27 protein-coding genes and 1 pseudogene are annotated in these 20,586 nt (G+C 52.8%); 19 read left to right on the forward strand and 9 right to left on the reverse strand.

Features of this window, described 5'->3' with window-relative positions; all coding sequences use genetic code 11:
- Window positions 1-16: 16 nt before the first annotated feature.
- From NG99_RS23955 to NG99_RS23965, 3 genes are all read right to left on the reverse strand, one after another.
- Window positions 17-379, reverse strand: coding sequence for a hypothetical protein (locus tag NG99_RS23955; RefSeq protein WP_034898591.1), 363 nt, complete (start codon window positions 377-379; stop codon window positions 17-19).
- Between the two features lie 128 nt (window positions 380-507).
- The gene (locus NG99_RS23960; RefSeq protein WP_034898592.1) at window positions 508-1,440 is read right to left on the reverse strand and encodes an Rpn family recombination-promoting nuclease/putative transposase; all 933 of its coding nucleotides are present in this window, start codon (window positions 1,438-1,440) and stop codon (window positions 508-510) included.
- A complete protein-coding gene (locus tag NG99_RS23965; protein ID WP_034898596.1) occupies window positions 1,437-2,084 on the reverse strand; it encodes a recombinase family protein in 648 nt (215 codons plus the stop codon). The genes NG99_RS23960 and NG99_RS23965 overlap by 4 nt, the downstream gene beginning before the upstream one ends.
- 292 nt (window positions 2,085-2,376) lie before the next feature.
- On the opposite strand from NG99_RS23965, the gene NG99_RS23970 reads away from it, so the two are divergent.
- Together NG99_RS23970 and NG99_RS23975 are read left to right on the forward strand one after the other, a co-directional pair.
- Window positions 2,377-3,582: an AAA family ATPase gene (locus tag NG99_RS23970; RefSeq protein WP_034898599.1), complete on the forward strand. Its 1,206-nt coding sequence runs from the start codon at window positions 2,377-2,379 to the stop codon at window positions 3,580-3,582.
- Window positions 3,579-4,544, forward strand: a complete 966-nt coding sequence (locus tag NG99_RS23975; protein ID WP_034898601.1) for a ParB family protein — start codon at window positions 3,579-3,581, stop codon at window positions 4,542-4,544. Before NG99_RS23970 ends, NG99_RS23975 begins: the two co-directional genes overlap by 4 nt.
- A 165-nt stretch (window positions 4,545-4,709) precedes the next feature.
- Here NG99_RS23975 and NG99_RS30115 read toward each other — a convergent pair whose 3' ends face one another.
- Window positions 4,710-4,796 (reverse strand): DUF4113 domain-containing protein, encoded by an 87-nt coding sequence (locus tag NG99_RS30115; protein ID WP_408606435.1) that lies wholly within the window; start codon window positions 4,794-4,796, stop codon window positions 4,710-4,712.
- A gap of 500 nt (window positions 4,797-5,296) precedes the next feature.
- Here NG99_RS30115 and NG99_RS23980 point away from each other — a divergent pair, with 500 nt between their 5' ends.
- From NG99_RS23980 to NG99_RS24020, 9 genes and pseudogenes are all read left to right on the forward strand, one after another.
- A complete protein-coding gene (locus NG99_RS23980) occupies window positions 5,297-5,974 on the forward strand; it encodes a DNA methylase (RefSeq protein ID WP_034898603.1) in 678 nt (225 codons plus the stop codon).
- The gene (locus NG99_RS23985) at window positions 5,974-6,195 is read left to right on the forward strand and encodes a hypothetical protein (protein ID WP_034898605.1); all 222 of its coding nucleotides are present in this window, start codon (window positions 5,974-5,976) and stop codon (window positions 6,193-6,195) included. Before NG99_RS23980 ends, NG99_RS23985 begins: the two co-directional genes overlap by 1 nt.
- A gap of 57 nt (window positions 6,196-6,252) precedes the next feature.
- A pseudogene (locus NG99_RS23990) lies at window positions 6,253-6,648 on the forward strand (DUF1380 family protein); the annotation flags it as partial.
- 406 nt (window positions 6,649-7,054) lie between these two features.
- Window positions 7,055-7,561, forward strand: coding sequence for an antirestriction protein ArdA (locus tag NG99_RS23995; protein WP_034898607.1), 507 nt, complete (start codon window positions 7,055-7,057; stop codon window positions 7,559-7,561).
- Window positions 7,562-8,332: 771 nt separating this feature from the next.
- Window positions 8,333-8,563 (forward strand): DUF905 domain-containing protein, encoded by a 231-nt coding sequence (locus NG99_RS24000; RefSeq protein ID WP_034898609.1) that lies wholly within the window; start codon window positions 8,333-8,335, stop codon window positions 8,561-8,563.
- Between the two features lie 74 nt (window positions 8,564-8,637).
- Complete coding sequence (locus NG99_RS24005; RefSeq protein ID WP_034898610.1) at window positions 8,638-10,647, forward strand: ParB/RepB/Spo0J family partition protein; 2,010 nt, start codon at window positions 8,638-8,640, stop codon at window positions 10,645-10,647.
- Window positions 10,648-10,695: 48 nt separating this feature from the next.
- Complete coding sequence (psiB, locus tag NG99_RS24010) at window positions 10,696-11,127, forward strand: conjugation system SOS inhibitor PsiB (RefSeq protein ID WP_034898611.1); 432 nt, start codon at window positions 10,696-10,698, stop codon at window positions 11,125-11,127.
- Complete coding sequence (locus NG99_RS24015) at window positions 11,124-11,852, forward strand: plasmid SOS inhibition protein A (protein WP_034898612.1); 729 nt, start codon at window positions 11,124-11,126, stop codon at window positions 11,850-11,852. The genes psiB and NG99_RS24015 overlap by 4 nt, the downstream gene beginning before the upstream one ends.
- Complete coding sequence (locus tag NG99_RS24020; RefSeq protein ID WP_034898613.1) at window positions 11,849-12,172, forward strand: hypothetical protein; 324 nt, start codon at window positions 11,849-11,851, stop codon at window positions 12,170-12,172. The genes NG99_RS24015 and NG99_RS24020 overlap by 4 nt, the downstream gene beginning before the upstream one ends.
- Here NG99_RS24020 and NG99_RS29480 read toward each other — a convergent pair.
- Window positions 12,145-12,345, reverse strand: coding sequence for a hypothetical protein (locus tag NG99_RS29480; protein ID WP_157032693.1), 201 nt, complete (start codon window positions 12,343-12,345; stop codon window positions 12,145-12,147). The two genes, NG99_RS24020 and NG99_RS29480, sit on opposite strands and share 28 nt — an antisense overlap.
- 354 nt (window positions 12,346-12,699) lie before the next feature.
- Here NG99_RS29480 and NG99_RS24025 point away from each other — a divergent pair, with 354 nt between their 5' ends.
- The 5 genes from NG99_RS24025 (at window position 12,700) to NG99_RS24045 (ending at window position 15,884) form a co-directional block, all read left to right on the forward strand.
- Complete coding sequence (locus tag NG99_RS24025; RefSeq protein WP_034898614.1) at window positions 12,700-13,104, forward strand: hypothetical protein; 405 nt, start codon at window positions 12,700-12,702, stop codon at window positions 13,102-13,104.
- 55 nt (window positions 13,105-13,159) lie between these two features.
- Entirely contained in the window at window positions 13,160-13,504 is a 345-nt protein-coding gene (locus NG99_RS24030; RefSeq protein ID WP_034898615.1) for a hypothetical protein, read from the forward strand.
- Between the two features lie 86 nt (window positions 13,505-13,590).
- Window positions 13,591-13,854, forward strand: coding sequence for a hypothetical protein (locus NG99_RS24035; RefSeq protein WP_034898616.1), 264 nt, complete (start codon window positions 13,591-13,593; stop codon window positions 13,852-13,854).
- A gap of 42 nt (window positions 13,855-13,896) precedes the next feature.
- Window positions 13,897-14,727 carry an N-6 DNA methylase gene (locus NG99_RS24040; RefSeq protein ID WP_034898618.1) on the forward strand — a complete coding sequence of 277 codons (831 nt, stop codon included), beginning with the start codon at window positions 13,897-13,899 and terminating at the stop codon, window positions 14,725-14,727.
- 626 nt (window positions 14,728-15,353) lie between these two features.
- Window positions 15,354-15,884, forward strand: a complete 531-nt coding sequence (locus tag NG99_RS24045; protein ID WP_034898620.1) for an antirestriction protein — start codon at window positions 15,354-15,356, stop codon at window positions 15,882-15,884.
- A 46-nt stretch (window positions 15,885-15,930) separates the two neighbouring features.
- On the opposite strand, the gene NG99_RS24050 is transcribed toward NG99_RS24045, so the two are convergent.
- On the reverse strand, window positions 15,931-16,404 hold the full coding sequence (locus NG99_RS24050; protein ID WP_034898623.1) for a transglycosylase SLT domain-containing protein: 474 nt from the start codon (window positions 16,402-16,404) through the stop codon (window positions 15,931-15,933).
- A gap of 491 nt (window positions 16,405-16,895) precedes the next feature.
- On the opposite strand from NG99_RS24050, the gene NG99_RS24055 reads away from it, so the two are divergent.
- Both NG99_RS24055 and NG99_RS24060 read left to right on the forward strand, forming a co-directional pair.
- A complete protein-coding gene (locus NG99_RS24055) occupies window positions 16,896-17,279 on the forward strand; it encodes a relaxosome protein TraM (RefSeq protein WP_034898625.1) in 384 nt (127 codons plus the stop codon).
- Between the two features lie 274 nt (window positions 17,280-17,553).
- Window positions 17,554-18,294 (forward strand): helix-turn-helix transcriptional regulator, encoded by a 741-nt coding sequence (locus NG99_RS24060; RefSeq protein WP_034898627.1) that lies wholly within the window; start codon window positions 17,554-17,556, stop codon window positions 18,292-18,294.
- A 65-nt stretch (window positions 18,295-18,359) separates the two neighbouring features.
- Here the strand turns inward: NG99_RS24060 and NG99_RS24065 are convergent, their stop codons facing one another.
- Both NG99_RS24065 and NG99_RS24070 read right to left on the reverse strand, forming a co-directional pair.
- Complete coding sequence (locus NG99_RS24065; protein WP_084110622.1) at window positions 18,360-18,842, reverse strand: GNAT family N-acetyltransferase; 483 nt, start codon at window positions 18,840-18,842, stop codon at window positions 18,360-18,362.
- Window positions 18,833-19,117: a type II toxin-antitoxin system TacA family antitoxin gene (locus NG99_RS24070; protein ID WP_034898629.1), complete on the reverse strand. Its 285-nt coding sequence runs from the start codon at window positions 19,115-19,117 to the stop codon at window positions 18,833-18,835. The genes NG99_RS24065 and NG99_RS24070 overlap by 10 nt, the downstream gene beginning before the upstream one ends.
- Window positions 19,118-19,430: 313 nt before the next feature.
- On the opposite strand from NG99_RS24070, the gene NG99_RS30120 reads away from it, so the two are divergent.
- The gene (locus NG99_RS30120) at window positions 19,431-19,811 is read left to right on the forward strand and encodes a TraY domain-containing protein (RefSeq protein WP_232298365.1); all 381 of its coding nucleotides are present in this window, start codon (window positions 19,431-19,433) and stop codon (window positions 19,809-19,811) included.
- Here the strand turns inward: NG99_RS30120 and NG99_RS24085 are convergent.
- Window positions 19,798-20,148, reverse strand: a complete 351-nt coding sequence (locus tag NG99_RS24085) for a hypothetical protein (protein WP_157032695.1) — start codon at window positions 20,146-20,148, stop codon at window positions 19,798-19,800. The genes NG99_RS30120 and NG99_RS24085 overlap by 14 nt on opposite strands.
- Window positions 20,149-20,586 lie beyond the last annotated feature (438 nt).

Genomic DNA, 20,586 nt, shown 5'->3' on the forward strand with positions numbered 1-20,586 from the left:
GAATCGTGTACAGGGTCTATCCCGGGCGTGACCGGTCGCCGCCCCAGGCTGACGGATGCGTCACCATATAAAGATAAACCGCATTCTCGCGGCCGGGCGTCAGGCGCCAGCGGTTGTCCGCTGCCTGCAGCCATCCCCGGGCCGCCAGGACTTTCAGGGCCTCAGCCATCTCGTCGGGCTTCATGCGGCGGTGGGCAGCCGGGCTGATTTCCAGCTGATTCAGGCCGTCCAGCAGGGCGGTTCTGGACAGGTCATCCTGCAGGGCCAGCAGGCAGAGAATGGCGGTGAGGTGAAGCGGTAGCTGCGTGAGGCTTCCGGCCTCCGGGGATATGCCGGTGCCGCCTGCGGGATAAGATTTGCTGTTTTTGTGTCCGGCCACCGAGGCTGCCTCCTGTTAACGGGACGGAGGCGAGCCGGGCCTGTCCCTGCTGCAGCCTGCCGGCAGACGTCGCCCGGGGCTGCGTTTCCCTGTTTCCTTTTACCGGCCTGCCCTGCCGGACAGGGAGATTAATGGTGAATTTGCGCCAGGTCATCGTCGGACAGTCCGGTCATTTGCATTACCGAGCGGCGATCGATGCCGTTCTGCAGCATGGTACGGGCAACCTGAAGTTTGCCTTCAAGCATTCCTTCCTGCCGTCCTTCCTGACGCCCTTTGGCTTCGCCGAGCTGGATACCTTCCAGCCGGCCTTTTTGTTCCAGTTTTTGTGCAATAGTCATAAGAACCTCCTCGTGCTGTGGTGCACGGCGTGCCAGCTCGCGGATAAAGGATTCCGGCGTGGCGGTGTCACCAACCTGCAGCATGTAATTCATCAGTGATACCAGCTGCTCATCAGTAGTGTATCCGGCCAGCAACAGGGTGACCAGCTGTTCCGTCAGTTCTGCCAGATCACGTTGCCGGACGTGTTTTTGCAACAGCTCCAGAATGGCAATGCGGCGGTGCTGCATGATTTCGTCATCCGGAATGACGGTAATATCGACCAGTGGAAAATCGCCGGTATAAAGTTGACCGGCCAGTGCAGGATCGCCAAACTCATCCAGCCAGCGCATGGAATATGGATAAGGCGTGACCTGACCATGGTAAAAGAGCAGCGGAACAACCAGAGGGAGCCGGTCGTTACCCCCGTCAAGGTGTCTTTGCATGGCTGCAATGGCATAGCGCATCAGGCGAAATGCCATGTGCCTGTCGGGCGAGCTCTGGTGCTCAATCAGGCAATAAACGTACCCGTCGCCCTCCCCCGTTTTAAGTGAATACAGGACATCTGAATAATAGGCGCGGAGATCCTCCTCAACAAAGTTTCCGGACTCCAGCCTTAACGTGGCCAGATCACAGCTTTGCAGCAGGGTCGCCGGCAGGTGCTGCTGCAGGAAGTCACGGGCAGTTTCCGTGTGGGTCAGAAACTGTTTGAACAGGGCGTCGTGGGGCGTAGTCGTTGTTTTCATGATGCTATCGTAGCACGCCCGGAGGCTTCATCAACATCACTGTTACGGGGCTTAACCCTCTCCCCGGGCAGGATGACACCGGGATGTTGCTGTCGCCAGGCTTTCAGTATCCGGTAGACGCTGGCCTTGCCTATGCCCAGCTGGCCGGCAACTGCTTCGCGGGTTATCCCGGCCATGGTGAGCTCAATGACCTGCTGCGTTTTTGCCTGGGCGGTGGGTTTTCTTCCTTTATATGCGCCTCTGGCTTTCGCCCGGATAATCCCCTCACGCTGCCGTTCCTGACGCAGGCGGGTTTCGAATTCGGCGAAGACGCCCAGCATATCCAGAAAAGCCTTGCCAGAAGCGGAGGACGTATCAATGGCCTGCTCAGTGGCCCTGAGTCTGATATTTTGCCCTTCAAGCTCGTGTACCAGGTTTTGCAGGTCCCGAAGGCTTCGTGACAGGCGGTCAATACGGGTGATCACCAGCGTATCTCCCTCCCGTAAGTAATCCAGACATTCATCGAGCGCCTGACGCCCTTCCTTTTTTGTGCCGGTTATTTTTTCAGCGAAAATTTTACGACAGCCAGTGGCAGTCAAAACCGCGATCTGGTGCGCCAGATCCTGATCGGTCGTCGATACACGAGCGTAACCCACGAGAGCCATGTGTTTAAATCTCAATAGCAATTAAAAGATGAGAGTGTTAACTATCAAATTATCTGAATGAAGTCCAGTGATACCATGTTTGCATCTGCTTGTGCTGCTATCATAAGGGTATACCCTAAAGGTATTTTATGGTGTTACATCCTTTCGATTTTGTAACAGAATGGATTCGAATGTACAATTTTTTTATGTCAGACGTGTTTTTGTTGTACGTTGTTGGTTATTGTGTACAATTGATTGCGATTTAGGTGCCTGTTGACTGTTGAGGCAAGGAGTCCCTATATGAGGAATAATGATGAAACGAGATTACGGTGGTGTTGGCACAATAGCATTGAGAGCAAATGCTTTACTCCAAGTTATGAGCCGGGATATTGAGGAACAGCGGAAAGAGTTTAATCTGACCGATTATCATCAAACTTATACTCGCAATGCTGTTGCGAAGCTACCGAAGCTGAGCCGTCGTATCGTTGAGCAATCAATGAAAGAAATGGATGAACGTGGGTATGAATTCAATAAGAAGCAGATAGGGAATGTTGAGCAGTATGCATTAACGATTCAAAACGTTATTGATATTTATAACCACCGCAAGATCCCAAAATACCGAGACATACATAAAGACCCCTACGTCATTTTTGTCGTTAATCTCAAGGGGGGCGTATCAAAGACTGTGAGCACTGTAACTTTGGCGCATGCGCTGCGGGTACATCAGGATTTGCTACGTCACGATTTGCGTATCTTAGTTATTGACTTGGATCCCCAGGCATCCAGCACTATGTTCCTTGACCATACTCACAGCATTGGTTCTGTGCTTGAAACGGCAGCTCAGGCCATGTTGAATGACTTGGATTCGGATGCATTGCGTAAGAGCGTCATCCGCCGAACTATAATTCCCGGCGTGGACGTTATCCCTGCTTCTATCGACGATGGTTTTGTTGCTAGCCAGTGGGATGAATTGGTGAAAGAACACCTTCCGGGGATTAAGCCCTCAGAAGTCCTGCGTAAGAAAATTATTGAGCGCGTAGCTAATTATTACGATTTCATTTTCATCGATACTGGCCCGCATCTTGATCCGTTTCTGCTGAATGGTTTGGCTGCCAGCGACTTGCTTCTGACCCCTACCCCACCTGCACAGGTAGATTTCCACTCAACTTTGAAGTATCTCACTCGCCTACCTGAAATGCTGGAGCAGTTGGAAGAGGAAGGCGTAGAGCCGCGCCTGAGCGCCAGCATTGGCTTTATGTCCAAAATGACTGGAAAACGCGACCATGAAACGTCACACAGTCTCGCCAGAGAGGTTTATGCCAGCAATATTTTGGATTCATCACTTCCTCGCTTGGATGGCTTTGAGCGCTGCGGCGAATCATTCGACACCATTATTAGTGCCAACCCTATGTCGTACCCTGGTAGTGCCGAGGCCTTGAAGAAGGCGCGTACCGAGGCCGAACGTTTCACTAAAGCTGTTTTTGATCGGATTGAGTTCATAAGAGGTACCTCCGTATGAAGAAAATAGTTGCACGTGGGCGCGTTCTGGGTAACAGCACCTCCGAGTTTGCTCGTATGCTTGAAGGTAATGATGGCTCTAAAATCTTTACTCTTAAATCAGGCGGACAGGCTAAATTCGTTTATACAGTTCTACTGAGCGGCGAGATTGAATCTCGTACCTTCGTGGATCCAAGCGTTAATGGTCGCGACCAGTCCATGCTGACGCCAGATTCAGTAAGTGATATCTTACGCACCATCAAATTGCAGCAGTTCTTCCCGGCGATAGGTCGGGAGATTAACGGACGCATCGAGATTCTGGATGGTACGCGTCGACGCGCTGCTTGTATCTTTAGCCAAGCGAAGTTCGATATTCTGGTCACGAAAGATGAAATCAGTCTGGCGGACGCACGGCAGCTTGCCACTGACATACAGACTGCACGAGAACATAGCTTGCGTGAACTTGGTAAGCGTTTTGAAGTAATGTATGGCAACGGCATGACTAAAGATGAGATAGCGAAAGCGGAAAACATCTCCCCAGCTAAAGTAACACGGGCATTCCAAGCAGCTTCAGTTCCAGATGAAATGATCTCCGTATTCCCCGTTATCAATGATATATCCCTGGCTGATTATCAGCTGCTTCTACAGATTGCAGAAGATGCGAAAAGCAAAGGTGTTGCTGTTAGGGAATTAATGGAACAGGTGCGGTTGCAGATTGCAGAGAGCGAGACCGCTGGTACGGATAAGCGAAAAATCCTTGCGATAATTAGGGATAAAAGTAAAAATTTAAAACCCACACCGGTTAAGCAAGTTGAGACTGTAAAGCTTCGTGAGTTCTCCGATCGTCGACAGTATGCAAAGAAAAAGACTGATCAAAAGAAGAGATTGGTTGTATACGAGTTTTCCCGTATTTCTCCAGCAGTTCAGTCAGCGATTGATGATGCGATAAAGAAAATCATGAATGAAATACCTGATGTGGAATAAGTTGCTAATTAAGGAGCGCATAATATCGGCTCCTTTTTCCTTAAGGTGTCCCGCGAAAAACTTCCTGTAATGGTATGAAATTAGGCTGATTTTTAGGTTTCTTTCATACTGAAAGTCCCACAATTTCAGCCAGTGAAATACTGATTTTCTTAGGTAGATATTGGTTCAAATTTTAGCTGTCGCCAATTTTGCCCACTTCGTTGTATATGCGGGGCTAAGCATCCTCCTCTTCATTTGCCATTCCTGGTTGATTCCCTACCCCGAAAACACAAAGTGTGCCCAACCCTGAATTGCTCATCTTGTCCAGCACACCCATCAGTTGTCGCTATATCGCGCTGACAACTCTGTCTGGTGTCAGCAAACTATCCACAGAGTAATCCCATCATACTGTGGAAAGACCTGAACAGGGCTTAAACCCGATATTGATGTCGCTGCGCTCCTCATTCATGCCGCTGCGCGGAACCGTCTACTGCCCGGTGCCAGTGTGCCTCGCCCTGTGGTCACGGGACGGGCGTGTTTACCGCTCCTGTCCGTCGTCGTTGCGATTTTACGCCAGCCACTCGCCTTTCTGATGAACGCCCTTCAAGCCGCTTTCGCGGCATATCCTCACCGCCATAACTACCTGGCGGCTGCGGTATTCCACGGTCGGCCTGACCCGTTACAGGGCGCGGCGTACAGGCCCCGGGCAGCAGGGAACGGGCGTCGGGGAGACGCCCTCCTGGATGCCCCCTGTAACCGTGAGGAGTACTGCCATGTCCCGTTTTATCCTGGGTAACTGCGTCCAGATTATGTCCGGCTTCCCGGAGAATGTTGTCGATCTCATCGTCACCGATCCCCCTTATCTTGTCGGTTTTCGCGACCGCTCCGGCCGCACCATCGCCGGCGATCGCACGGATGAATGGCTCCAGCCCGCCTGCCATGAGATGTACCGCGTGCTGAAAAAAGACGCGCTGATGGTGAGCTTCTACGGCTGGAACCGCGTCGATCGCTTTATGGCGGCCTGGAAAAATGCCGGGTTCAGCGTTGTCGGCCACCTGGTGTTTACCAAAACCTACACATCGAAGGCCGCTTATGTAGGCTACCGCCATGAATGCGCCTATATTCTGGCAAAAGGGCGCCCGGCTCTGCCACAAAACCCGCTGCCGGACGTGCTGGGCTGGAAATATTCCGGCAACCGCCACCATCCGACCGAGAAACCCGTTACCAGCCTGCAACCGCTGATTGAGTCCTTCACGCATCCCGGCGCCATCATTCTTGACCCGTTTGCGGGTTCCGGCTCCACCTGTGTGGCGGCGCTTCAGGCAGGCCGCCGCTATATCGGGATCGAGCTGATGCCGCAGTATCACCTGGCCGGGCAGAAACGGCTGGCCACCGTACTTCGCTCAATGCAGCAACCGGCCGCCAATGACGATTATCCGGAGGCCGCGTGATGAACTATGCCGGATTTGAAGCGCTTCGCGCCGACGTGGCGGCGCTGGCAAACAGCATGTGCGACCTGCGTACCGAGCTGAACCGTCTTGAGTCGCAGTACCGCTACGACGCCGATCCGCTCACTGAGCGCCTTGCACGGCAGACGCTCTGCCGGATCAACGCCCTGTATCTGGCAGCATACCGCGAGGTCCTGGACCTGGACGCGGCTTTCAGAGACTGACTTACCCCGGGCGGCTGGTCCGCCCGTCATAAACCGGAGTTAAAAATGATGTACTGAACCCGTAAAGAGCTTAATCAGCTGATGAAACGTGCCTTTGGCCGCGATGAAAAACTTGCCCTGCTGGTCTGGACCCGGGAGGACGTGACGGCGGTTGAAACCATGACGGAACATGAGGCTGACGCGATTTTATGCGCCATCGGCAATATCGGGCTGGGCGATCACATCGATGAAGGGGTGTCAGGTGCAACGGTACGGAAGATGCTGGCCGGATTGCGGGCAGAAACCCGGATGGTATCGGTGCCCTCTGACCTGCTGGCCCGTATTACCGAAACCACACGCCGGGCGCTGTCCGCTGATGATGCTCAGGCGTGGGAGCTGGCCCGTCACAGTTTCCCGTCCGTGAACGACGCGCTGGGTGATGTGGCCTGGCTGGAAAAGCAGCTTGCGGCATAGGATCAGCCCGCCGCCCGGCGGGCTTTTACACCATGCCAATAAGGAGGTCGCGTGGGCGCTCCGCATCATCGGCTCAGCCTCCACGGTGTTCCGGTTTCGCGGAGAGTAACGTCCCGTGCGGCCTGCGGCTAACGCCGTGCCTCTACTTTAGCCGGGCCGCTGCGAATGCAAGGGAAGCGTAAACGCCGTCACCTTCACCCGGTCGCAGTTTATTTCAAAGGCATTCTCCGCCGTCTTCCCGTTGTTTTCCGGCTCAGTTTTCGCCGTCACACCGTTCAGCCAGCTCCCGCTTTTTTACTGCGCTGCGGCTTCGGTGACGCCCCTGCATTCTCCGCTTTTCGCCCGGCTGTCGTGTCGGCACGGCGTAAGCCGGAACTCAGACGACATCGACCACGGAGGATTTTCTGTGAGCACTATGACCACCACACCTGCTGTCTACGTTGGCACATACCATAAATATAACTGCGGCAGCATCTACGGAAAATGGTTTGACCTGACGGAATTCGACGGCAGGGCGGATTTTTACGCGGCCTGTCAGGTGCTGCATGCTGATGAATGGGATGCGGAATTTATGTTTCAGGACCATGAAGGTATTCCGTCGCCGTTCGTCTCTGAATGTTCCATTGACTGGGATTTTATCGCCGCTTACAAACGCGCCGAAGAAGAGGGCAGGGAAGCCGCTTTTATCGCCTGGGCGGAGTATACCGGCGAGTGTGACTATGACATGTTTGATGATGCGTACTGCGGCGAGGCGGAAAGCGAAGAAGACTATGCTCAGGAGATGGTTGAGGATAACGGCCTGCTCAATGAGGTGCCGGAGACGCTGCGCTGCTACTTCGATTTTGAAGATTATGCGCGTGACCTGTTCAGCTGCGGCTATGTGTTCCATGACGGCTATGTCTTCAGCAACTGATTAATCCCCGGCAGGCGGTTCAGCCGCCTGTCAGCCCGCGCACAAACCCCGGCAGGCTCTGCCTGCCGGCGGAGAATGCCGCGCCTCCGGCGCCGCACTGCTCCGCCCGTATCTGCTGCAGTACCTGGTTCTGAATCACGGAGTGCCACAGTCTGCTGATGATATTTCTGCCCTGTCGATAATTTTGGCGTTGGTGGCCACACCCGATGGTGTGTTGTCTGAGATCGCTGTGCTGTCGGTCTTTCTTCCCGTCGTGTCGGTCAGTGGGCGACTTCCCTGGCGGGAACCGGCGCTGTCGTAAACGGAGCCGGCAAACCGTCTCCGCCCTGTCGGGCTTCCATCGCACTGTCGCAGGTTTAACATCACGCTTGCGGCATCCGTCTACGGATGCGCCGCTCTCACCAGCCCGGCGGTAATGCTGCCGGGCCTCTTCGGGGCAACGCCGTTTCGCGCCCGCGCGTTCCGTCGTTGCGGCGGGTTCCTGCTCATTCCCTGCCTGGTTTTTTCACCCTTTTGAGTCCTTTCGCCGGGGCTGAGACAGGCACAGTCGCTGTCAGCTGTCCAGGGTAAATGGCACGCGGTAAACCGCGCCCCGGACATCTGCCATCGCCCGCGCTGGTTTACGCCCCTGCGGCGAACGGCTCTCAAACGGGTGAAGGTAACAACCAGCGGGGCGTTCAGCAGGTCCCCGCAAACGTCAAAACTGCGGCCCCGGCAACTCAACGGGTGAGGGTTTTTTAAAAGCAAAGCAGGTTCAGAAGGAGGAACAACATGAGCGAGGCGCTGGCAGTTTTACCCGACGACACCTTTACCCGCGAACAGGCTGAGGCTGTTGCAGCACAGTACACCAACGTGGCGATAGAGGACGATCAGGGGGCGCATTTTCGCCTGGTTGTCCGTAAGGACGGTGAAATGGTCTGGCGCACATGGAACTTTGAGCCGGGCGGCACGTACTGGCTCAACCGTTATATCGCGGACTATGGTATCCGCAAGTCGCAGTAAGAAAGATGTGCCCTGCCGGAGTCGGACTCTCCGCAGGGCCGGACAATCATCAACAGACACTCGAGGTATTAACTATGTCAGTAACCGATGTTAAAGCAAAAGCTCCCCAAAAAGCGAGCAGCAAAAAAATCACGAAGGCGCAGGAAAAAGCCCTGAAAACCGCCCTTGAGGCTGCCGCCATTGAGTATGTTCCGCTGTCTGCACTCGTAAAATCCCCGCTGAACGTGCGCACCATCCCGTATTCCGTGGACAGCGTTCGCGGTCTGGCTGACTCCATTGAGGCGCTCGGACTGCTGCAGAACCTGATTGTCCACACCCTCGCGGACGGACAATCCGGCGTGGCCGCAGGTGGCCGCCGACTGACCGCCCTGAATCTGCTGGCGCAGGAAGACCGTCTTGCGGCCGATCATACCGTCATGGTGAAACGCGTCTCAGACGACATTGCAGCCCTTGCCTCCATCGCTGAGAACGAGCAGCGCGCCGCCATGCATCCCACCGAGCAGATCGCAGGTTTCCGTACGCTGGCAGAGCAGGGCAAAACCCCCTCTCAGATTGGCGACGCCCTCGGTTTCGGTTCCCGCCACGTACAACGCATGCTGAAGCTGGCAAACCTCGCTCCATCACTGATGGAGAAGCTCGCGCAGGACGAACTGACGGTTGAGCAGTGTCAGGCGCTCTGTCTCGAGGACGATCCTGCCCGTCAGGTTGAGGTATTCGAAAGCGTGAAAGCCAGCTGGTCGAACGCGCCCGCACACCTGATTAAACGCGCCATTACCGAAACCGAGATGCGCACCGACAACACCAGATTCCGGTTTATCGGGCGCGAAGCGTACGAGGCGGCAGGGGGGTATGTCCGTGAAGATCTGTTCAGCCATGACGAGGGCGATGGCACGGCAGACAGCGTGCTGGTTGAGCGTCTGGTACAGGAGAAGCTGGAGCGTATCGCCCTGGATATTCAGCAGCGAGAGGGCTGGGCATGGAGTCGCGGACGCGCAGCCCGCATCTGGTACCACGGCGAAGACGGTAAGGAGTTCGTGCAGCCTGTTGAACCCGATACGGTGTACACCCCTGAGCAGCAGCAGCGTCTTGATGCGCTGCGGGAGCAGTACGACACATATGACAGCGTTTGCGACGAGTCAGATGCGATCGAAGCGGACATCCTCGCCATTCAGGAGGCGGCAGAAGCCAGCGCGTGGACTGACGACATGAAGTCAGGCGCGGGAGTGATGGTCAGCCTGTACGAAGGGCAGGTGTATGTGCAGCGCGGTGTGCGCCTGAAAGCGGATATGCCGGAAGAAACCGAATCCGGCAGCGTAACGGTGCCGTTCACCTCGCGCCAGCCCGACGCCGCAGAGGGGATCAGCGTTCCGCTGCTCACGAAAATGACCTCTGAGCGTACGCTGGCAGTACAGGCGGCGCTGATGCAGCAGCCCGAAAAGGCAGTGGCGCTGATGGTCTGGCGCATGTGTACCTGCGTATTTTCAGGCTGTCTGACCACGACGCACCCGTTCCGTATCAGCCTCACCGTGTCTCACGGCAGCCTGACGGAGAACGCCCCGTCCGGTAAGGATGGCGCGGCGTTTGACATCCTGATGACCGAACGGGCAAGGCTGAAAGCCCTGCTGCCGGAAGGGTGGGAGAAGGACTTCACCACCTTCTTTGCCCTTGACGGCGGGGTGTTGATGTCGCTGATGGCCTTTTGCACGGCCTGTTCCGTTGACGGGGTACAGACCCGCGATATGGGGCACACCTCCCGCAGTACCCTCGATACGGTCGAGGCGGCAATCGGGTTCCACCTGCGCGACTGGTGGCAGCCGACGAAGGACAACTACTTCGGCAGCCTGAAACATCCTCAGATTGTCGCCGCCCTGAAAGAGGCGGGTCTGACGGGCGCGGCGGGTGACGCGGAGAAGATGAAGAAGGGCGATGCAGCAGCGCATGCGGAGCACTTTATGCAGCACACCCGCTGGGTTCCGGCCTGGCTGAAAGGGCCTGAGCCAGCGGGTAAGGCCGATGCTGACGACGCTGTTTCAGATACCGACAGCACTGACAACGACACCACCAACACGGCACACGCCGCCTGATAACGGAGCGCCGCCCTGAGTGAGTGGGGCGGCGATAAGGATATGACCATGCGCACTGTTTTTACACCCGATGTACTGAATACCCTGTCCCCTGACGAGATGGAGGACTGGCGCGACAGCGGCGAAGACTACCGCCGCGAACTGACCCACGCCGTTATGCGTGACCTGTCCTGCCCTGAAAACTGGGACATGAACGGCGAGTACCGCAGCGAGTTCGGCGGGTTCTTTCCCGTGCAGATACGCTTTACGCCCCCGCACGGCAATTACCATATTGCGGTGTGCAGTCCCGGCGCCATCAGTCCGGCGTGGATGGTGGTGTTCGTTCCCGCCAGCGGTCGCCCGTTCTCCGTCATTCGTACCCTGAGCGGCTACCAGCCGGAGCTTGTCAGCCACACCGTCAGCCTGACGGCGCGTCTCGATGCGGACGGATACAGTCAGGCCAGCATCATCAGCATTCTGGCAGCGGAGGGCGCGGCATGATCCCCTCACATCTCTCCCTCGTTCCCTTCAGCCCTGAGGGACGCGCCGCGATGGAGGCCATCGCTGAGGTTGAGCGCCGGCGGTCGCGCGGCGCGGTGTCCACTACGTACCCGTATGCCAGCGCCTTTTTCCGGCGGCTCACGGGCAGCACGCGCATCACTGTCAGGGAAATCCATCATTTTGCGCCGGTGCTGACGGCGCGGGAGCTGCGGGGCAGCAGGGACAGCTGGCTCAGTGCCATCGATGCCCTGATTGAAAGTCGCGGGACGTGTTGCTGGCTGCCGCTTCCTGTCGGTGCGGGTCAGCGCCTCTTTCCTGAGTTGGCCTTTCAGCAGACCGGGCGGGTTCGCTGTCAGGACGCCCTGCGGGATGAAAAATACACCCGCCAGCGCCACAAACAACAGTGCCAGCGTGAGCGGGCGTACCAGGCGCTGGCGGGGCAGGCGGAGATTGAGCTGGCATTCCATACGCCGGAAACTGTCAGCAGCTGGAGCGCGCGCTGGTCGGGGACTGAACTGCGCCAGTACGATCTGGAGGAGATGTTCTGGCGCTGGAGCGAGCGTTTCCCGTCACTGGAGCCAATGGAACGCTGGACGATGGAGAGCCAGCCTTTCTGGACGGTGATGGCTGAAACGGATGCGCTGGCAAGGGAAAGTCCGGAATCGGTCCGGCAACTGGAGCGCTGGATGGTACCCAACAAGCTGACAGCGCGGGGCCGGACATGAAGTGGCGTTACTCGCTGCGCTGGAAGCGTCCCGGTCCCTGTCCCGGTGAACCTGAACTGGCGTCAGAAGTGGTGGAGGCAGGAAAGCCCGCCCCTGAGTCCGTGATGTCAAGGTGGGTGGCGGGAGCCGGATATGCGGTCTGCGTGGATTTTCTGTGCGAACGGCCCGTCATACGCTGGAGCGACGAGCGAAAGGCGGCCACGCGTCGGCGGAATCTGGCGAGTCGTGTTAACAGGATCGCGCCGCTGTTTGCTGATGAGCTGATTGAGCGGGAACTGACGGCACGGCCTGACTATTTTCGGGGGAAGTCGCCCCGATGAGTCTGATATCTTGATGTCTTGCCCTCCGCTGTCAGCATGGTGATGGTGATGGTGATGGTGATGGTGATGGTCTGGTTAATTAACTGGCTGGCATCACCGATACGGCAATACACGGGCGTCGTCCCTGACGGGACACGGCTGTCTCTGCCCTCCGGGCGTCCATCCTGACGCAACGTCAACCCCTGCGCTTGCTGCGTCCGTAAACGGACGCGCCGCTTCACCCTGTCGGCGGTAAAACTGCCGACAGTCCTCTGACGCCACGCCGTTCCGCCGTGTCGGGTGTGTTCATCCTCTTCCCATACCTCTGGCGAGCCCTCTCCCGTTAAGTCCCCGGGCGCAGGGCTTGTCGTAGCACCGTCGTGTCGTCATCCGAAGGGTGAAATGAACTCCGCCAAAACTTTTTGCGAAGGACCGCAAAAACTTTTGTCTCCGCCCTTCTCCTGCCGCCCCGCCGTTGCTCCTTTGCCCTTTGCCGCCAGGGAACTCACCGAGAGATGGATTAACCACCAGACAAGAGGAAAAGCAGGATGAACACACAGAACGTCAACGTCAAAACCGCCACCAAAGAATCTTCCGAAAGATGGGGTTCAGACCCAAAAGCGCGTCTGGCCTGCGTTATCGCAGAGCAAAAGTCATATCTGATCGAGCTTTGCGGCGTGTGGAATCTCCAGTTGAGCCAGAAAAATGAGGCTGAGGAAATCCTGCGTCTTCTCTCCCTGATGAGCGACAACGTTCACAAGGAAGGCGTGCTGTGCTGGGAACGTTCAAATCCGCTGGTGTCGTTTCATGTCGTGCAGCCGTGGTTGCAGGCTAAAGATCATGCCATCCGCTTATACGGCGTTATCGAGCGTGAGGCGTGGGACATCGCGCGTAAAGACCTTTGCAACAACATTCATTTTGCTCAGGCCATGTTGCGCCTGGAAGCCTGTTAATCAGCATCACCCACGGCGGCAGGGCATGTCGCCATCAACCAAAAAGGAGAACTCCATGCAATTACACCTGACCGAATCCTCCGCCATGCTGGGGATGCAGGCCACCGCTGAGGCAGAGCATGCGTACTGGCTGAGTCGTGAGAAGGAGGCGGTGAAAGCGCCCGCTGAAATCGACGTTCACGCCTTTCATGACGCGCTGGGGCTGATGTACCCGATGAACTGGCGCAGCAGTGAGAGCGGCGAGTGTGAAACCTTCATGCTGGCGGAAATGGTCTGCGGCAACGTGACTGAAATCTACGCGCGGATCGGTATCTGTTATTACCGCATGCGTGACTACAGCAACCTTGACCACGCGGAGATCCTGGCCCGCGTTAAGGAGGAAATGCAGCGCCAGAATTGAGAAAAGCAGGCTTTCGCCTGCCTTAACACGCCGGATTTATTCGCCTGGGAACGATGAATCCGGCCTTCACCAAAAGGAACAAACCAATGCAATTCAGTGAAGTTTCGATTGTTACACCGACCGCCCTGTATGTCCAGATGCCTGAGGCGGAAAACGCATCCGTAAAAAAACAGGTGCGTATTAAACGCAGTGATATCGACCGTGACGAAATCAGCGCCGAAATGCTGGCGCTGGGCCGTCATATAGCGCACTGCCGGAAGAAGGGGCGCGCCGTTCGTATTCCTGCCATGAGAGTGAGCGAGTGGGGGCAGGTGTTACGCACGCTCGAACTGAAGCGGGCATTTAACTGATAACTGAGCCGCTCCTTACGGGGCGGCATTTAAGGAGGAACTATGTCTCAACTCAGTTTTGCCAGCTTTTTTGACCAGGCGAAAGAGGCCGCACCAGTAACACCCGCTAAACCCGTATTGCCTGCCGTGAACGCGCCGACGATACCGCAACGGATGATGACTACTGACGAAGCCCGCCGCCAGTTTGTCAGCGTGTTTATGGACACCGCCCGAAATTTGCGCCGCTGGGAGGTGTTCAGCGACTTCATCACGCTGGCCGCAAGCGAGCTGGATATGGCGCGGATAAGAACGCCGGAGAACATTGAGCATAGCCGTGAAATCTGTTCGAAGTACAGCGAGAGCGATATCAGCAATCTGCATACGCTTTTCTGCCTGATGGTCTGTGCGCTGGAGGCGAAATTTCACGACTTTCTCGGCGCGATCTTCATGGAGCTTGGGCTGGGCGACGACCGGAACGGGCAGTATTTCACGCCGTATCACGTCCAGTCACTGCTGGCGAGGCTGCTGATGCCGGACGTCGACGAAACGATACGCCGTGAGGGATTCGTGACCGTCAGCGATCCGGCAAGCGGTGCGGCGGGTATGATTGTGGCGTATGCGGAATATCTGCTGGAGGCGGGCTATAACCCGTCTGAGCATATGTTCGGTAGCTGCATCGATATCGATCCTGTTGCGGCCGATATGGCGTTTATTCAGCTTTCCCTGCTGGGTATTCCTGCCGAGGTGGTGACGGGCAATACGCTCACAATGCAGCTTAACAGGGTTCGCTATACGCCCGTGTACTATATCAACAACTTTGAAAAACGCCTGGAAGATCAGCGCCGGGTGAGTGCCATGCGCGAATTTTTGCGAGGGCTGAATAAAGCCGCATAGCCAGCCTGAAGGGCAGGGGATTATCCTGCCTTTCGTGGCATCAAAGGTCGCGCGCCTGCGGCGCAGAATAAGCAGGCTACGCTGACGCGCTGCCTGCATTATTCCGGCGCGTGGTTATCTGATTTCACGGTTGTTTTGCTGTTGGCTTAATATTCATCATTCTCCTGCTGACAATGCTTTTTATTATTCTGCCACTGATATGGATATTATCGTTTCTTTTCCGGGCGTCGTCCCTGAAGGGACTCGGCTGTCGTGAACAGAGCCAGCAAGCTGTCTCTGCCCTTCGGGCGTCCATCCTGACGCAAATCAAAATTCACGCTTGCTGCATCCTGAAAAGATGCGCCGCTTTCACCGTGGCGGTAATAAATTACCGCCACTCTGATGGCCGTAACGGAAATTCGTCTTGCGACGATTTTCCGTTACGGGATGTGTGCATTCTCCTGGTGTGTTTATCGCCTGATTTCATCAATTCGCGGAGGGCTGCTTTTAGCATCAGCCAGAAAGGAAATAAAGGGGTATATAAACGCTGCGCGCCCCTTTATTTCCTCCCTGTCAGCTGCTCATTGCCCTTCGCCGCTCAGTGATGAAGTCGAACGATGTAATAACCCAATGAGGAGAAAACCCGAATGCACACAGTAAACGTCAAAGCCGCCACTCGTGAATCAGCCGAACAATTTAAAGTCGATGAACGCCAGCGCTATTGTGTTACAGATGGCGGTGAACGACTTGATTTTATTCCTGCGCTCTTTTTTACGCCTTCTGCTGATAATATGATTGCCAGCTGGTTACGTCAGCATTCAGATTATGATGGTGGTTTCTGGAGTTACTGGATTATTCCGCAGGGCACCGGCGGAAACGTGGCTCCGAACTGTGTCAGATTCACCACGACGCAAACCGGATATATCGCACCGGAAGGTGAACAGCACTATAACATGGTTATTCCTGGTAATTACTTTGAAGCAGATGTCAGTGCCGATGCTGCCGGAATTATTGCTACACTGATGATCATGAACTGGTTGTCCTGGCAGGTTGCAGATATGGGTCCTGAATATTCGAAAGTTTGTAAGCACCTCGTCGCACGTCAGGATGCACTGAAAGACTACATCAGTATCATAAAACACCCTGAAGCTTATTTAATTTACCGGGCTATTGATTGACGGGTTAAAGACAAGATGGAAAAAAGACCTCAATACGAGGTCTTTTTTATTGTTTTGAGAGAGTCTGCCCTGAGTCTTTATTCTTCTTTATCGCCCGGTATGTTGCCTCAATTTTTCTGGCATAGACATATCTTCTCTGCGCCTGTTCTTCTGTTTTCCGGAAACCTGCATTATACGCCCCCACGGCCTGCCAGTTGACTCCCCACTTTTTGAATGCAATTGCAAGATAGTAAGCCCCGGTGTAGATATTCATGCATGGGTCGGAAATAAGGTGCTCAGGTTTTATTCCATAACGAGCCAGTTCGTTAAAGTGCTGGGAGTCCACCTGCATAAGTCCGGAGCCAAATCCCGAAACAGGATTGTGACCTTTAACGTCTGTGCGGAAGTTCGATTCATTCCAGGAAATTGCTCTTAGAAGATCAGGGGCTATGCGATAGTCTCTACCTGCCATATCAAAACAATCAGCATTAACATTCTGAGCAGCTGACAGGATTAATACAGCCAGAAAGAGTTTTTTCACTATTAGTTCCCTGTGACGTGATTTTGATGCCCTGATGATCGCATTTTTACCTGATCTCAGGCAAGCCAAATATGGCCAAGAATTACTCTATGGATGCCTGTACTAATATGCTTCCCCGGTAGTTTCTTTCTCACACCCTACGCAAAATTTCATTTTGCAGGAATTTTACTATAAATCATAATCTTATGTAGTTATGTTTTGTGCATTATGACATTTACCATTAAATGCAGCCCATGTATGTGGGCTATGTGTGGGTTGTTGATGGGCTGATTGTGTGTGTTATGTGTGATATTCATTAAATTCAATTTGTTAGATCGATTCAGTCTTTTTGTGGGCTGATTGTGGGTGATAATTTAACATTATGAATTTTCATTGATTATTATCAATAACACAGACTGGTTATTCTATTGTGTGGGCTAAAAGTGGGCTGTATTATTTCCACTCATCACCCACAAATGTGGGTTCAGGCGAGTGCTAAGGAGTAATGCGACATGCCACGACAACATATTTACCTTTCACAAAAAGCAATTGATGAAATAAGAAGAATTGTCGATGAAAGGCAGGCAGAGGGGGCGTCATCTTCAGAGGCCAATATCTCCAGCGTTACGTCGGAATTGATTGATATTGGCTTGCGTGTTGTGATGATGCGGGATAAAGAGAAAGATAACTCTAAAAACTCTGAATATCTCTATAGGAAGGCGGTTCTGGAGGAGTCAGTTAAAGCAAGGATGGTTTCTCAGGAAATGCTCAGAATAATCTTCAATCTTGAGGATGTTAAGAGTGATTCTCGTTATAACTACTCCGGGCTGATTGAGGATCTGAAGCAGAGAATCGAGAAAAGAGTAAATAACGTTCTTGGAGATGACGATGCTTAAATGGTTTCAGGTGTAGTCGCGTAGGTCGTATCATTCATGTTTCACCAGATCTGTTGCTTTAGTTGTGCATGGAATATTAAATTTAGATCAGATGGAGAAAATAATATTCTTCCATTTATTTGTTTTTAACGTATAAACCTGGATTTATTGATCAGATGTGGTATATTAATCAAACCGTTTCGGCGGGGAACTATTAAAATTTAATTCGCTTATGTGGGGAGTTAACGGCTCCCCACATAAGCTAACCACAAACCAACTTACAGAGAGTATGGTCATGGCTACGCACGATCCTATGGATCTGGACATCAGATCTCAAGCCTTTTTCCGCGATTTTTATCTTTTTTACAAGCAATCCTGCGATGCATGGTACATAAAAGATGCAGACCATCGTTTTATGGATGCCAGCATTACATTCCTGTCACGATTTCTATCTCCAAAGCTGTCATCAGCTATTGGGCTGGCCGACAGAGATATCTCGGTTGCTTCTGACCGAGATATCAACCTTATGCATGATTTCGAGTCATATGCCATGATGCATGAAAAGAATATTATTCTTTTCTCTTATGGGTATTTTTGTGACAAAGATAAAGTTAAATCTTTTATCATTAATATTAAGCCATTTGCTTCCGCCAGGGGCGATATGGTCATGGTACTAATATCTGAACTTTCTCAAGTAAATCATAAGCTGGATTGGTTATCTGCCGTTACAGGAATTGGTACGAACCCTTGTTGTGATTTTCTTTTACCCACGTATAAAAACCATGATCCTCGTTCATTGTTAACAGCCGGTGAGTGGGAAGTGGCCTGGTTGCTTATATGTGGGTGTTCAATTCGTAAGATTGCCAGATATTTAAATGTCAGTGTTAAAACAATTCAGGTGAAAACTAGAAGTGTTTATATGAGTCTCAGAGTTTTTGATAAAAATGGATTGCTTAAAACTGCTGACGCTTACAATTGGATAAATCTGATTCCTGAATCTTATGTGGGTGCCTGCTCATTGATTAAAATTCTTTGATGGTGTTATGTTCTTTATATGGGGAGGTTATACTCCCCTCTAAATTTACCCCAATGAATATTCTTTCAAATCTTGTAAAATAGAGTATGTGATGTTACGGGGGATTGTGTAAAGCCAAAATACTCATAGAATGCTCTGGCCCTGTCATCAATAGCATGAACCATAATAGCCTTAATACCTACCTGATCAGCAAGATTAGAAACCCGCATCACAGCATCATTAAGCAACCATTTTCCGAAGCGATGTCCCTGGGCACTCACGTCAATTGCCAGGCGACCAAGGAGGATAACGGGTACCGGGTCTGGCATATTCTGGCGTAAACTGCGTCCCAGGTTTACGTGACTTATTGAGCCCGTTGCAATTGAGTAGTAACCCACCACACGAAAAGTATCCTCCAGGCAGATAACAAATGTGCGTGATGCATTGAGGTGTTGATTTTTTAACGCACGACGTAAAAGCCAGTTACTTAACACTTCATTTCCGCAATCGAATGGCTGAAGGATATGTTCGTCAGTAAGTAAGGTCGGTGCTGTAACGTTTATTTCCATTCCGCTTTAACATCCATCAGACGTTGGCGACCTTCAACATTTTTAACCGGTGATTCCAGCTGCTCAATAAATGCCTGATACCGTTCATCGTCAAGAACGAACACGCGTTGATCCAGGATGATGTTTTGGGCCTCATGTACTGCTTTTTCAATAATAAAGTCAGTACGGTTTTTGTTAACCAGGCTGGCGGCATAGTCAATGACTGCCCGTTCCTCATCAGTTGCACGGACGTTGATTTGTTTGTCCCGGGTTGGTTTACGTGTGGAAATTTGCATAAATTCACCTCAATGGTATCAAATTGATATACGTTAGTAATATCTTATATGGTAGCAAATTGCTATACAAATTTGTAGGGGGGGGGAACGGTAGTTTGAAACGCTGGCGCTGAAACCAGAACTCTATTTGATAAATATCATATTATTACACTTATTTTGCGGCTGTTTTTTAATCAAAATCATTCAATTGTTATGATAATCAATATGTAGCGTGTCAATATGGTTATTTATACACTCCACAGCTGTGGAATTGGATATCCCTTTCATTTCCTTTAAAAAGACCCCTGACATTTTCAAACACCAGGGGAATTCCATGAACCAGGAAGTCACTGCAGAAGTCGGGTCTATTCGCCCTAAATCTATTGGTGTGCCGCTTACCTGTGCCGACAGTGAGAAACTGTCTCAGGCCGCTAAAAAGGGCAAGCGCTCCCGCCAGCTGGAAGCGGTGCTTCGCCTGCATGACCACCTTAAGCTGTTCTCCAGAATTCCGGGCGACTGGATGGTTGCTCAGGAAGGCGACGGGAGAAACAAAAAAATCACTGTGATCCTCACTGCTGAAGCCAGCGCAAGACTGACCAAAGTGGCTGACAAAGCAGATCGCTCCCGCGTGGAGGAAGCCGCGCTTCGTCTGCACGATCATCTCCGGCGCGTTCCCGAAATTAACGGTGATTACTATGAAATCACGACGCTGTGACTTTCTTCCTCTTTCTTCTGGGCGGTTTAGGGTCATGAAGTGCATTGATCAGCGTTCTGATTGCCTCCCTGAGTGGTTCGGGGAAGTGGCGAACATCAATAAAGCCTTTGTTGTCCGTCAGGTCCTCGCGCTGCAGAACAACGTCTCCGGGGTAGATGCCCAGACTTTGGCAGATGATGTCCCTCTCTCTTATCGTCATGTCGGTCCGGCCCGTCAGTATGTTTCGCAGCCGGCCCATGCTCAGATTTGTGAGAGCGGAAATTTTTCCGACAGTCAGCTTCCGGCTGAATATTTCGTCCCTGATCACCTGCACCGGAGGATAAATATCATATTTCATCTGGTCTGACCTCATGGATGAGAATCGCCTCAGGAGACTGTGGAGGGGGAAAATACCCCCAATAATCGCCTGAGGAGAACGTAGACCATTTTGTTGATTCAGATCAATTTACATTACCCAAAAGGAGTAGGAGACTCGCGCTGAAAAAGTAGTTTCAGGCAGTGATTGTTGTTTATGTTCCGTTTAAGTCTGGCTGACTCTCTGCAATAAGCAGGGCTGCGGTAGCAGAAAATTTTATTTATCTCTTCACTGATTTTTTCTTTAACCCGAAAAAATCGGCGGGCTTCCCTTTGCCCAAAATCCGTCGGGTGCATTTATCCCCACGACAGGTGTGACACCCTGGGGCGGTAGCGTGCCTGAATGACTGTGGGTTCTCTTTTCGTTTCTGAAGATATTTCCCCACTGCATCTGCATTGCGGGTGTACTGGTCAAGTTAAA

The organism is Erwinia typographi (assembly GCF_000773975.1).
GTDB classification, from domain to species: domain Bacteria; phylum Pseudomonadota; class Gammaproteobacteria; order Enterobacterales; family Enterobacteriaceae; genus Erwinia; species Erwinia typographi.